At 26.9% G+C, this 11,944-nt stretch carries 13 protein-coding genes; 12 read left to right on the top strand and 1 reads right to left on the bottom strand.

Going from position 1 to position 11,944, the window contains the following annotated elements; translation table 11 throughout:
• The first annotated feature begins 1 nt into the window (after nucleotide 1).
• Genes uppS through truA form a run of 4 tightly spaced genes read left to right on the top strand, consistent with a single transcriptional unit; the run spans nucleotide 2 to nucleotide 3,173 of the window.
• Complete coding sequence (uppS, locus tag CARM_RS05060; RefSeq protein WP_139425912.1) at nucleotides 2–670, top strand: polyprenyl diphosphate synthase; 669 nt, start codon at nucleotides 2–4, stop codon at nucleotides 668–670.
• Complete coding sequence (locus CARM_RS05055) at nucleotides 667–1,413, top strand: prepilin peptidase (RefSeq protein WP_139425914.1); 747 nt, start codon at nucleotides 667–669, stop codon at nucleotides 1,411–1,413. Before uppS ends, CARM_RS05055 begins: the two co-directional genes overlap by 4 nt.
• Nucleotides 1,410–2,435 (top strand): LptF/LptG family permease, encoded by a 1,026-nt coding sequence (locus CARM_RS05050; RefSeq protein ID WP_139425916.1) that lies wholly within the window; start codon nucleotides 1,410–1,412, stop codon nucleotides 2,433–2,435. The genes CARM_RS05055 and CARM_RS05050 overlap by 4 nt, the downstream gene beginning before the upstream one ends.
• The gene (gene truA / locus CARM_RS05045; RefSeq protein WP_139425918.1) at nucleotides 2,436–3,173 is read left to right on the top strand and encodes a tRNA pseudouridine(38-40) synthase TruA; all 738 of its coding nucleotides are present in this window, start codon (nucleotides 2,436–2,438) and stop codon (nucleotides 3,171–3,173) included. It abuts the gene before it with no gap.
• A gap of 104 nt (nucleotides 3,174–3,277) precedes the next feature.
• On the opposite strand, the gene CARM_RS05040 is transcribed toward truA, so the two are convergent.
• Nucleotides 3,278–3,730 (bottom strand): methylated-DNA--[protein]-cysteine S-methyltransferase, encoded by a 453-nt coding sequence (locus CARM_RS05040; RefSeq protein WP_139425920.1) that lies wholly within the window; start codon nucleotides 3,728–3,730, stop codon nucleotides 3,278–3,280.
• A 112-nt stretch (nucleotides 3,731–3,842) separates the two neighbouring features.
• On the opposite strand from CARM_RS05040, the gene CARM_RS05035 reads away from it, so the two are divergent.
• The 8 genes from CARM_RS05035 (at nucleotide 3,843) to ilvA (ending at nucleotide 11,905) form a co-directional block, all read left to right on the top strand.
• On the top strand, nucleotides 3,843–5,081 hold the full coding sequence (locus CARM_RS05035) for an ankyrin repeat domain-containing protein (RefSeq protein ID WP_139425922.1): 1,239 nt from the start codon (nucleotides 3,843–3,845) through the stop codon (nucleotides 5,079–5,081).
• Between the two features lie 2 nt (nucleotides 5,082–5,083).
• Complete coding sequence (locus CARM_RS05030; RefSeq protein ID WP_139425924.1) at nucleotides 5,084–5,830, top strand: SDR family NAD(P)-dependent oxidoreductase; 747 nt, start codon at nucleotides 5,084–5,086, stop codon at nucleotides 5,828–5,830.
• 15 nt (nucleotides 5,831–5,845) lie between these two features.
• On the top strand, nucleotides 5,846–7,558 hold the full coding sequence (locus CARM_RS05025; RefSeq protein ID WP_139425926.1) for a Na+/H+ antiporter NhaC family protein: 1,713 nt from the start codon (nucleotides 5,846–5,848) through the stop codon (nucleotides 7,556–7,558).
• A complete protein-coding gene (gene trmA, locus CARM_RS05020; protein ID WP_139425927.1) occupies nucleotides 7,558–8,598 on the top strand; it encodes a tRNA (uridine(54)-C5)-methyltransferase TrmA in 1,041 nt (346 codons plus the stop codon). Before CARM_RS05025 ends, trmA begins: the two co-directional genes overlap by 1 nt.
• Nucleotides 8,599–8,835: 237 nt before the next feature.
• A complete protein-coding gene (locus CARM_RS05015) occupies nucleotides 8,836–9,075 on the top strand; it encodes a helix-turn-helix domain-containing protein (protein ID WP_139425930.1) in 240 nt (79 codons plus the stop codon).
• Nucleotides 9,062–10,261, top strand: coding sequence for an MFS transporter (locus CARM_RS05010; protein WP_139425932.1), 1,200 nt, complete (start codon nucleotides 9,062–9,064; stop codon nucleotides 10,259–10,261). The genes CARM_RS05015 and CARM_RS05010 overlap by 14 nt, the downstream gene beginning before the upstream one ends.
• Nucleotides 10,262–10,329: 68 nt before the next feature.
• On the top strand, nucleotides 10,330–10,710 hold the full coding sequence (locus CARM_RS05005; RefSeq protein ID WP_139425995.1) for a CoA-binding protein: 381 nt from the start codon (nucleotides 10,330–10,332) through the stop codon (nucleotides 10,708–10,710).
• Nucleotides 10,694–11,905: a threonine ammonia-lyase gene (gene ilvA, locus CARM_RS05000; protein WP_139425934.1), complete on the top strand. Its 1,212-nt coding sequence runs from the start codon at nucleotides 10,694–10,696 to the stop codon at nucleotides 11,903–11,905. Before CARM_RS05005 ends, ilvA begins: the two co-directional genes overlap by 17 nt.
• The last annotated feature ends 39 nt before the right edge of the window (nucleotides 11,906–11,944 follow it).

Raw genomic sequence — 11,944 nt, 5'->3', positions numbered from 1 at the left:
AATGAATGAGTTAAAACACCTTGCTGTAGTTATGGATGGCAATAGAAGATGGGCTAGAAAAAATGGACTTTTAGAAAAAATTGGCTATAGCCAAGGTGCTAAAGTAGTTGAAAAAATCATAGAAGTATGTATAGATGAAAAAATTCAAAATTTAACCCTTTATGCATTTAGCACAGAAAATTGGCAAAGACCAAAAGAAGAAGTAGAATTTCTTTTTAAGCTATTAAATAAATATCTTGATGAGTCTTTACCTAAATTTATTGCTAATGAAGTTCGTTTTAAAGCTATAGGGAATTTAGGTCTTTTAGATGAGACTACTTTGCAAAAAATACAAAATTTTCAAGAACAAACTAAAAATTACACAAAATTATGTGTAAATTTGGCTGTTTCTTATGGTGCTAAAGATGAAATAGTAAGAGCTGTTAAAAAAGTGATTGAAAAAAACCTTGAAATCAATGAAGCAAATATACAAGCAAATCTTGATTTAAGTGAAAATGTAGATTTGTTTTTAAGAGTAGGGAGCGCAAAGCGTATATCAAATTTTTTATTATGGCAATCAAGTTATGCAGAGATTTATTTTAGTCAAACCTTATTTCCAGCACTTACTAAAAAAGAAATCACAAGTATAATCAATGAGTTTAAAAAACGCAAAAGAACTTTTGGTAAATGATATTTTTTATTATATTAGGACTTTGCATAGGTTCTTTTGTTAATGTTTTGATTTTAAGAACTATCTATAAACAAAGTATTATAAAACCAAGATCAAGATGCCCTAAATGTTTTAAAACTTTAAAAATTTGTCATATTATTCCAGTCATATCTTTTGTTTTTTTAAAAGGAAAATGTGCTTTTTGCAAGGAAAGAATTTCTTATATTTATCCTTTTAATGAACTTTTTTGTGCATGTTTATTTGCGCATTCTTTTTATCTTTTTGATAATATCTTGCTTATTTTACTTTTTGCCTGTATTCTTGCTTTATTTTTGGCACTTTCTTGGATGGATTATTATTTAAAAGCAGTAAGCGAACTTTGGCTTTGGATTTTATTTATCGTAGCTTTTTCTTTTGATTTTTTACAAAATGGTTTAAATTTAGAAAATTTTCAAGATAGTTTTTTATTTAGAGTATGTTTTGGTGCGGGGATGATATTTTTGCTAAAAAGTATTATAAATTTTATTAAAAATTTTAAAAAAAAGTATGAAAATTTAGAAAGTTTAGGGGATGGTGATGTTATAATTATTGCTTTGATTTTTGGAATTTTTGGCTATGAGAAAGGTTTTTTGATTTTATTTATAGCGTGTTTTTTAAGCCTTTTAATGTTTATAAAAATAGCTAAAAAAGATTATCAAATGCCTATGATTCCTTTTTTGTTTTGTGGAATTTTGATTAATTTGAGTGTAGAAAGTATAATATGAAACTAGTTTATAAATATTTGCTTAATCAGTTTTTAAGCACAATGTTATCTTTGTTTTTTACTTTATTTGTTATTGTTTCTATTGTATTTTTTATTCAGCTTGCAAAAATTACATCTTATATAGAAATATCTTTTTTTGAACTTTTAAAATTATATATATATCTTTTACCAAAAACACTTGCTTTTACTTTACCAATATCTTTTTTTATTGCTTTAACTTTGTCTTTTTATAGACTTTCAAGAGAAAACGAAAGTACGGTTTTATTTGCATTAAGCATAACACCTAAAATGATAGCTAGTTTTTTTGTAAAAATTGCAGCTTTAGTAAGTGCTTTTATGCTTATAATAGTTTTAATTTTTATACCAATTTCATTTGAACTATTTGATAATTTTGTAGATTATAAAAAAATTAGTGCTAAGATAAGTATCAAAACAGGAGAATTTGGTCAAAGATATGGCGAGTGGCTTGTTTTTATAGATAATAAAAATTCAGAAGATATTTATCAAAATATTATTATGTATCATCCAAAGAAAAAACCGCAAGATAAAGAACAAGTGATTTTGGCAAAAGAAGGAAGATTGGAAACTAATGAAGGAGTAATCGCTTTTAAATTGAGTGAAGGTAAAGCTTATGAAATAAAAGAGAAAAATTGGCATATTTCAAGTTTTAGAAATTTATTAATTAAAAGCAAACTTTCTTCTAAGGAATTAAATACTAAAAGTTTTTATAATTACTGGAATGATATAACTAGCAGTAAAGAAAAAGCTAAAGAATTTGTTATTTATGTATTAATTGCTTTGTTTCCTTTGGCGAGTGTGTTATTTGCTTTATCTTTTGGGATAGTAACTTATCGTTATGAAAAAGGTTTTGCCTATTTTGGAATTTTTGCAGTTATATTTGCTTATTTTAGTCTTTTGATTAGTTTTTATAATCCTCCATTTGTAGCTGTTGGAAGTATTTTTATGATATTTTTTCTTGCATCTAGTATTTATTTTAAAATTAAAATTACAAGCAAATATTAAATGCTTTTAAAATTAATCTTTTCTTACGATGGTTCTAAATTTCAAGGTTCAGCTACTCAGCCACATAAGCTTAGTGTTCAAGATGCCTTAGCGCAAGCCTTGTCGCATTTGGGTATTTATGATAAGCCTTTATTTGCATCAAGAACTGATAAGGGTGTCCATGCTTTTAATGCGGTTGCTTGTGTGAAAACAGGGGAACATTTTAAGAATTTTGTTTATTTAAAAAATAAAATTAATTATTTTTCTCACCCCTTTATACATATTAAACATATTGAAAAAGTAGATGAAGATTTTCAAGTGCGTTATGATGTGAAAAAACGGGCTTATCGTTATATATTAAGTCATGAAAATTACAATCCTTTTTTGGCTTCATATGTATATTTTTATCCAAAAATAAATATTAGTTTAGCAAAAAAAATAGCGTATTTATTTGAAGGTGAGCATGATTTTAAGCTTTTTCAAAAAGAAGGCTCTGATAATAAAACAAGTATAAGAATAATGTATAAAACTAGGGTTTATTTTTATAAAAATCACACTATTTTTTATTTTGAGGCTAATGGCTTTTTAAGATCGCAAATTAGAATGATGATGGCTAGTATTTTAAAAGTATTAGAGGGAAAATTGAATCAAAACGAGCTTTTAGAGCAAATTAATGCTAAAAAAGCTCATTGTAGATTTTTAGCTCCAGCTAGCGGTTTGTATTTGAGTAAGATTTCTTATTATGATAACCTGAGTTAATATTTTTGGTTAAATTTATCTTTTAAAAATTAATTTTTTTATATTTAGATATTAATAATAGATTAACAAAATACAAAAATTATTACATTAACTCCTTGAATTTATCACAAATTACTTTCAAGTTGTAATAGCTTTTTCTTTAAATATATACCTCCATTATACCCACCTAAGTGATTTTTAGCTACTACTCTATGGCAAGGTATAAAAATTGGAAATTTGTTTTTAGAGTTAGCATTTCCAACAGCCCTAAAAGCTTTTGGATGATTGATGCAAGAAGCAACTTCTTGATATGTTCTTGTTTGCCCATAAGGAATTTTTATCAAAGCTTTATATACTTTTTGCTCGAATTCACTCCCATAAAGAGCTAAAGGTGTATTAAAAGAAAAAAGTTTTTTTGTAAAATAAAGATCTAATTCTTCCAAAGCTTGTTCTAAAATAGGATGTTTTTCTTTGGTAAAGTTAGGTTTAGATGTAGTAAAATCAACACAAATAAGTTTGTTTTCACTGCTTTGTAAAACAATATAAGTAAAATCAGTTTTGTAAAAACTTTGATACATATTTTTCCTTGTTTTCAAAATTTTTATTGTATAAATTTTAAATTAATTAATTGTTATTAAAGTAAAAATTTAGTTAAAATAGCAATTTAATTTAAATTTTTAAGGAAAATAATTGAGATTTTTATTATTAAGTTTATTTTTTAGTTTAAATGTTGTAGCTTTGGAATTTAATTGCGAATATTTAAAAGAAAACAAGTCTTTTTTTAAAGATTTTAATCCCAAAAATACTCAAGATTATGCACAAGTTGATTTAAGTTGCGATTTTTCTTTAAAAAATAATAAAATCACACAAAGACTTTATGAACTTGCAAATGAAATTAGAGGTAGCAATAGTGCTTGTATGGGTGGTGAATATTTTAGTGATTTAAGAAAATTTGATTTTAAATTATTAAAAATTGCCTTAAATCCACAAGAATACCAAAAATCTTTGGAAAATTCTGAAATTTTGGAAAAAAGAATTACCAAACTGAAAGCTTATTTTAGATTTTGGGCTTATCAAAGCATTGGAAATTTTAAACTTTTCAAAGAATTTTGGAAAGAATACAACAAAGCTATAAATCCTCTGACACAATATTTTCAAGATGAATTTGGTCTGGATAAAGCTAGTGCAATCTATTTTGCTAGTAATGCTTTAAATGAGTTTTTAAATTGGGCAGTTGGAGAAACTAAAATTTTTAAAGACATTTCTGATTTTGAAAAATTTGTTGCCAATAAAAATAATTCTTTAGTACAAATCAAAGAATATATTTATGCTAAAAAAATTAGTAATTTAGAATTAAACAATGGTTTTAAATCTGCTTTATTAAACAATAGAGAAAGTGAAGTTATTGTTGAATTTATTAGACTTGGTGTAAAATTAAATGAAGGTTATGAATCTGCATTATTTTTCGCACTAGATAGTGAAGATAATGTAAAGGTTTTATTAGAAAATAATGCCTTAATTGATTATAAAAATTCTTTTGGAAAAACGCCTTTATTTTATGCGGTTGAATACAATAATTACAATGTAGCAAAATTATTACTTGAAAATGGTGCTGATGTAAATCAAAAATATATTAATGATAATGAGAAAATTTCTATTACTAGTATGGGTGCGAATACTCCATATTTTATTACTTTGTGTGCATTAGAGCATACATCTAAAAATATCTTTATGCATGGGGCAAACTACGCGGATGTGAAAATGCTAAAGTTATTGATGGAATATAAGGCAAATTATAAAGAAGTCGATGATTTAGGATTTAATGCTCTTGATTTTGCTATTATTGCTAAAAAAACACAAAATGTAAAGTATTTAAAGTCATTAGGTTTAAAAGAAAATGAAAATCTAATGCTTTATGAAGAGAGATAATTATGAAAATTGCTTTAATTACTGGCGTTAGTTCTGGTTTTGGTTTAGAGAGTTTAAAAGCTTTAATAGAGCTTGATTATAAAGTTATAGCCATAGCAAGACGCAAAGAAAGATTACAAAATCTACAAGAGCTTTATGGGGATAAAATTTATCCCATTGTGCTTGATATTAGGGATAAACAAGCAGTTTTTACGGCTATTGAAAAATTACCACAAGAGTTGAAAAATATTTCTTTACTTATTAACAATGCTGGACTTGCTTTAGGATTGCAAGAATTTGATTCTTTGGGTGTTGAGGATATAGAAGTAATGGTAGATACTAATATTAAAGGTTTTTTATATATAACAAGAGCTGTTTTACCTTTGCTTAGAAAGGCAAAAAATGCCCATGTGATTAATCTTGGCTCTATTGCTGCAAATGTGCCTTATTATGGTGGAAATGTTTATTGTGGAACCAAAGCTTTTGTGGCACAATTTTCTAAAGCATTAAGAACGGATTTGCGTGGAAGTAATATAAAAGTAACAAATATTGCTCCAGGACTTTGTAAAACTGAATTTAGTGAGGTAAGATTTAAAGGTGATATTAAAAAAGCTGATGAGGTTTATGAAAATACTAAATACATTAAAGCTGAAGATATAGCAAAAATCATCGCTTTTATTATTAGTTTGCCCGAACATATCAATATTAACGAAATAGAACTTATGCCTGTTACTCAAACTTGGGCAGGAACTTTTAGTGAAAAAATATAATTTTTAAGGAAAAATATGAAATTTTTTTATTTATTATTGACTCCTTTATTTTTGTTTGCTGATGCACAAGCAAATGCGGAGCTTTTTGGAGTTTGGACTCTTTTACCACCAGTAATAGCTATTGTTTTAGCTTTTATTACTAAAGATGTAGTGCTTTCTTTGTTTATTGGTGCATTAAGCGGAACTTTTATGTTGGGGCTTATTGAAAATAGTATTTATCATGCTATTATAGCTTCTTTTACAGGTTTTATTTCAAAAGTAGTAAATGCTATGGCAAGTCCTGGAAATGCTGGGATTTTATTGCAAGTTTTAACTATAGGTGGAGTTGTAGCGCTAATTACTAAGACTGGAGGAACGAAAGCGGTTGCTGTATGGCTTTCTACTAAGGCAAAACAAGCAAAAAGTTCGCAATTTGCTACTTGGTGTATGGGAATTTTTATTTTCTTTGATGATTATGCTAATTCATTAATTGTAGGTCCTATAATGCGTCCGGTAACTGATAAATTTAGAGTAAGCCGTGAAAAACTTGCTTTTATTATGGATGCAACTGCAGCACCAATTACAGGTCTTGCTATCATTTCTACTTGGATAGGACTTGAAATTTCATTGATTCGTAGTGGATATGATCTAATCGATAGTGCAACTTTTGCACATTTGGGGATAGTAAAAGAAGAAATCAATGCTTTTGAAATTTTTGTACAAACTTTGCCTTATAGATTTTATAATCTTTTTATGCTTATTTTTGTTATTTTGACCATTTATACAGGTAGAGAATTTGGACCTATGTTAAAAGCTGAACTTAGAGCTAGAGCAGGTAAGTTTTCTCACGGACATGAACAAATTGATAATATAGAAGATAAAGTTTTAGAGCCAAAAGAGCATATAAAACTACAAGCATCCAATGCGATTATACCTTTAGCTGTTTTGATTATATTTTCATTTATAGGTTTTTATTTTAGTGGCTATAATGCCATAGATGATGTAAATATTAAAGCACAAATTGATGCAGCACCACTTAGTTTATTTGCTTTTAGAGAAACTTTTGGGGCAGCTGATGCTTCTGTTGTTTTATTTCAAGCTGCACTTTTAGCTACCATAGTAGCTATTATTTTAGGAATGTATAGAAAAATATTTACATTAAAAGAAGCAATTGCAATTTGGACTCATGGTTGGAGAACTATGATTATGACTGTGATTATTTTACTTTGTGCATGGTCGTTAGCTTCTGTGATTAAAGATTTAGGAACTTCTAAGTATTTAATTGATTTATTTTCAGATAAAACGCCTATTTATTTACTTCCTACGGCAATTTTTATTTTTGCTTCAATTATTTCTTTTTCAACAGGAACTAGTTATGGAACTATGGGTATATTAATGCCTTTAGCTATTCCTTTAGCTATGGCTGTTGGGGTTCATAATGATTTAAATGGAGTGGAGTTGCACCAATATATGATTATAAATATTTCAGGAGTTTTAACAGGAGCTATTTTTGGAGATCATTGCTCGCCAATTTCAGATACTACAATCCTTTCTTCTATGGGAAGTAAGTGTGATCTTTTAGCACATGTTAGCACACAAATGCCTTATGCTTTAAGCGTTTGTGCTATTAGTATATTTTGTGGTTATTTACCAGTGGCTTTAGGACTTAATGTATGGCTTGGACTTGTTTTTGGTATCTTAGCTATGATAGCTTTACTTTTTATAATTGGTAAAAAGGTAGATGTATAATGGATTTTGAAGAAAAAATTGCTTTAAACAAAGCCTTGTTTTCTTCTTTATATGATGGAGAAATTCAGTTTTTTAAGTCACCTTTAAAAGCTTATAGAACTAGGGCAGAATTTTCTATATATCACAAAGATAATAGAGAAATTTCTTATGCAATGCATAAAAATAAGAAAAAAATTCCCATTGAAAAATTTGATATAGCAGATGAAAAAATTCAAAAATATATGCCTATTTTAGTAAGTAATTTAAATGAAAATTTAAAACATAAGCTTTTTGGGGTAGAATTTCTAGCTACAAAATTAGATTTAAGTATAACTTTACTTTATCATAAAAATATAGAACTAATTGCACAAGATTTGCAAGAATTATCAAATAAATTAAATCTTAAGCTCATAGCAAGAAGCAGGGGTAAAAAACTTGTATTTAATGGAGAAAATTTAAGACAGGTTTTAAAAATTAACACAAATGACTTTATGTATGAGTTTAATAATGATTGTTTTATCCAGCCTAATACCTTCATCAATGAAAAAATGATAGAATGGGTTATATCTTGCATTAAAAATGATTTTAGACAAGATTTATTAGAGCTTTATTGTGGTTATGGAAATTTTACCATAGCTCTAGCTCAATATTTCCATAAGGTTTTAGCTACTGAAATTTCTAAAAAAAATATTGAATTTGCTCTAAAAAATTGTTTTTTGAATTTTATTGAAAATATTACCTTTACAAGACTTTCTAGTGAAGAATTAAGTCAAGCTTTAAAAAAAGAAAGAGAATTTAATCGCTTAAAAGATGTGGATTTAGATAGTTTTAAAATATCACATATTTTAGTTGATCCTCCAAGAGCTGGTCTTACTTTAAGTGTGATTGAGCTTATTAAGCATTATGAGAATATTATTTATATTTCTTGTAATCCTATAAGCTTAAAAGATAATCTTGAAATTTTATGTCAAAGTCATGAAATTTTAAATTTGGCCTTTTTTGATCAATTTGCTAATACTCATCATCTTGAATGCGGGGTGTATTTAAGAAGAAAAGCCTAGTATAAGTTAGAATTTATATTTTATTTGTTATTATGGAAATAGTTGATTTAATCAATTAATTTTTACAAAGGGTTTTACATTTTTTTTCAAAAAATCACTTACACAAATAGAAAAATACTCTATAAAATCAATGAAATTTTAGAACCTTTTGGGTTAAAATCAAGTGATTGGAGAGTTTTTGTATATTTAAGTCAGCATCAAAATACTACCTTAGCTCCAATATGTGAGTTTTATCAGATGGATAAAGCTATACTTTCTAGGGTTGTTTCTAAATTAGCAAAACTTAGATATATAGAGTTTTTAAAAGCGGATGATAAAAGAGAAAAGATTATTACTTTTAGTGTTAAAGGGAAAGAAATTTTTTTTAATGCAAACATCTGTATAAGAAAATATGAAAAAGAAATTTTGGATATATTAAATATACAAGATCAAGAAAAACTTTTAAAATTACTTGATTATATCAATGAAAAAATTTAAGAAAGGTTTTTTCATGGGTCTTAGTAAAAAATATAATTTATTTAATATCAATTTTTTCTGTATTTTTGGGATTAATTTTGCCATTTGTCTTGTTTTTTATATGAGTACTATATCTAGCACTGATTATGTATTGAGTGTTTTAAGACTTCAAACTAGCACCGCAGGGCTTATTATGGGCGCTTTTGTTATAGGAGCTTTACTTTCTAGGCTTTATTTTGGATCGATCATAGATAGTATTAATGTTAAAAAAACAATCATTTTTTCACTTTTATTGTATCTTGCAATTAACTTAATGTATTTGAAGTTTTATAATATTTATTTTTTGATTTTGATTCGTTTTTTGGCTGGTGTTTGTTATGGAATTTGCTCTTGTGCGTGTGGAGTGGCTATAGCTAGGATTATACCTAGTAATAAAAGAGGTGTTGGAATTGGATATTATGCAATAAGTGTTGTTTTAACTTCAGCCTTAGGTCCTTTTTTGGCGATAAAACTTGACTCTATCAATCAATTTTGGCTTAGTTTTTTAATTGCTAGTTTAAGCATTGTTTTTGCACTGATTTTATCTATTTTTTTAAAGGTAAGAAGATATAAAAAACATCATTTTGTGATAAGAAAATTGAGTATTTATAATTATTTTGAAAAATCTGTTTTAAATTTAGCTTTAGTTACTTTTTTGCTTGCATGTGCATTTGGAGCTATTATAGCTTATATGAGTGCTTATACTCAAAGTTTAAATTTAAGTTTTGCTGGTTCTATGTTTTTTGTAGTATATGCTAGTTTTTCTATGATTTTTAGACCACTTGCTGGTAAAGTTTTTGATAAATATGGAGCTAATATTGTAATGATATTTTCATTTTTTAATTTTATTATATGTTTGCTTTTACTTGCTTTTGCGACAAATTTTTACATGATTATTGCTTCTGGTTTTTTTTGTGCATTAGGTTATGCTAATGCTACTTCAAGTGCTCAGGCTTTAGCTATAAAAATTGCTCCAAAAGAAAAGATGGGTTTAGCTAATTCTACATTTTTTATAGCTTTGGATTTTGGTATAGGCGTTAGTCCTTATTTACTGGGTATTATAGAGCCAAGTATAGGTTTTTCCAATATTTATTTATTTTGTGCAGTTATTGTTTTTTTGTCTTTTATTTTATATTATTTATTAATTATTAAAAAAACCACTTATTAATTTTGTTTTGGATACAATACTTAAAAAAGGAGAAAGTATTGTCTAATATTCATAAAATACTAAATTCTATGAAAAATATCGCTATTGTAGGGCTTAGTCCTAACGAGGAAAAACCTTCATATTTTGTAAGTAAATATTTGCAAGACTTAGGTTATAAAATTTATCCTATTTATCCTAAAGAAGATTTTATTTTAAATGAAAAGGTTTATAGAAATTTAAAAGAAATTCCTAGTAAAATCGATACGGTTGTGATGTTTAGAAAAGCAAGTTTTGCAAATGAAATTTTTGAAGATCTTTTGACTAAAAATATTAAAAATTTTTGGATGCAACTTGGTATTATCAATGAAGAAATAATACAAAAATGTCAAAAATATGGTATAAATTGTGTTCAAAATTGTTGTATTAAAATAGAACTACAAAAAAAGGTAGATTATGGTCGAATTAAATAAAATTTATCAAGCTAAACAGAAAATAGCAGATTTTGTTTTGAAAACCCCTTTTGTGCATTCTTCATTTTTAAGTGATTTTTTAGATGCTGATGTATTTTTAAAATGTGAAAATTTGCAAAAAACTGGTGCTTATAAAATTAGAGGTGCTTATAACACAATAGCTAATTTAACCAAAGAGCAAAAACAAGCCGGTGTAATAGCTGCAAGTGCAGGAAATCACGCTCAAGGAGTGGCTATTAGTGCTAAAAAATTTGGCATAGAAGCTGTAATTGTTATGCCTGAAGCTACACCTTTATTAAAAGTAAGTGCAACTAAAAATTTAGGTGCAAAAGTGATTTTAAAAGGAGATAATTTTGATGAAGCTTATGCTTATGCGTTAAATTATGCTAAAGAACATAAATTAAATTTTATACATCCTTTTGAAAATGAAAGTATTATGGCAGGACAAGGTACTTTGATGCTTGAAATGCTTGATGAAATTAGTGATTTGGATATGATTTTAGCTCCAGTTGGTGGTGGTGGATTAATTAGTGGTATTGCAAGTGCAGCAAAGCAGATTAATCCTAATATAAAAATAGTAGGAGTGAGTGCAAAAGGAGCTCCTGCAATGTATGAAAGTTTTAAAAATAAAAAAATTATAAATTCTAAATCCGTTAGAACTATAGCAGATGGTATAGCAGTTCGAGATGTAAATAAAATTAATTTTGATATTATTCTTGAATGTGTTGATGAATTTATCCAAGTAGATGATGAAGAGATTGCAAATGCAGTATTGTATTTGTTAGAAAAGCATAAATTAACAGTTGAGGGAGCTGGAGCATCTGTAGTTGCAGCACTTTTACACAAAAAAATAGATTTGAAAAATCATAAAAAAATTGGTGCAGTTTTGAGTGGTGGAAATATAGATGTGCAGATGTTAAATATTATCATAGAAAAAGGTTTATTTAAGGCGTTTAGAAAAATGCATATAAATGTTACCTTGATTGATAAACCTGGAGCTTTAAGTGCTTTAAGTGATGCTATAAAAGAAGCACAGGCTAATATAGTTAAGATTGATTATGATAGGTTTTCTACTAAACTTGAATATGGTGATGCTATGATTTCTATTACTTTAGAAACTAAAGGTAAAGAACATCAGGAAATTGTAAGAAAAATTCTTTTTGATAAAGGTTATAATTTTAATGAAATTTTATAAAAAATAAAATATAATATTTTATAAACAAATTATAACCAA

It is taken from the genome of Campylobacter armoricus (assembly GCF_013372105.1).
Classification (GTDB): Bacteria; Campylobacterota; Campylobacteria; order Campylobacterales; family Campylobacteraceae; genus Campylobacter_D; species Campylobacter_D armoricus.
Note: the sequence above shows the minus strand (reverse complement) of the source record. Positions and strands in the feature narration are given on the sequence as shown.